Annotated in this window: 1 protein-coding gene; it reads left to right on the forward strand. The window is 79.1% G+C overall.

Annotation, left to right across the window (positions count from 1 at the left end):
- Positions 1 to 165: 165 nt before the first annotated feature.
- A partial coding sequence (locus tag ACFU99_RS44420) for a hypothetical protein (RefSeq protein ID WP_384404589.1) occupies positions 166 to 1,084 on the forward strand: 919 nt, incomplete at its 3' end.

Genomic DNA, 1,084 nt, shown 5'->3' on the forward strand with positions numbered 1-1,084 from the left:
CACCCAACCACCCCCGCGCTGTGGACCCGAAGGGTCCGAAACGCACCCGCACCCGACCAACCCCCCCCCCCCCCCCCCCCGGCCCCCCCCCCCGCGGGGCCCCCCCCGGGCCCCCCCCGGCCCCCCGCCCCCCCCCCGCTCCCCCTCGACGGGGTACGACGACGGGTGCTGACCACCCGGCAGCTGCGCGAGCACGGCGTCGGCGGCGCCGAAGCCGCCGACCGCTGCCGCCCCGGCGGCCCCTGGCAGCAGCTGCTGCCGGGGGTCTTCCTGCTCCACCCCGGACCGCCCACCAGCGAGGAGCGGCTGCACGCCGCGCTGCTGTACACCGCGTACCGCCCCCAGGGCGTGCCGTCGCAGTCCCGGCGCGAGGGCCGGGCGGCCGGCTCGGGCCCGTACGGCGAGGTGATGATCACCGGGCTGGCGGCGCTCGCCCTGCGCCGGTTCTCCGCCGCTCCCCCGCTGCTCTCCCTCGACCGGATCAGCGTCCTCGTCCCGCGCACCCGCCGGCTGCGCTCCGCCGGGTTCGTGCAGGTCGTACGGGCGGTGGAGCTGCCGGAGCCGCAGGAGACCACGGGGGTGCCGGTGGCTCCCGTGGAGCGCGCGCTCGCCGACGCCGTGGCGCAGCTGAGCGAGCCGGTCGCGGTGCGGCGGCTGCTGACGGAGGCGGTGCGCGGCGGGCACTGCGAGGCGGGGGCCGCGGTGCGGGAACTGGGCCGGGCCCGGCTGCTGACCCGGCCGCACGTCGTGGACGCGGTCGACTCGCTGGTCGCGGAGGGTCGGGCGCTCGCGGAGACCGCGCTGTACGCCATGGTGCGCGGGAACCGGCTGCCCGAGCCGGTGTGGAACGTCGAGCTGCGGGCGGCGGGCGGCCCGTCGCTGGGCGGCGTGGACGCGTACTGGCCCGAGCAGGCCGTGGCGGTGGAGATCGATGTGCGCTCGCCGTGCGCCGAGGCGGACGCGGACGCCGTGCGCTGCGACCGCGCCCGCCGTCGGCAGCTCCTGGAACGGCTCGGCATCACGGTCGTCCATCTGTCGCCGGTGAAGCTGCGGGAGACGGCGGAGCAGCAGGCCGCGGTCGTCC

Origin of the sequence: Streptomyces sp. NPDC057654 (assembly GCF_042800135.1) — a bacterium.
Taxonomy (GTDB): Bacteria; Actinomycetota; Actinomycetes; order Streptomycetales; family Streptomycetaceae; genus Streptomyces.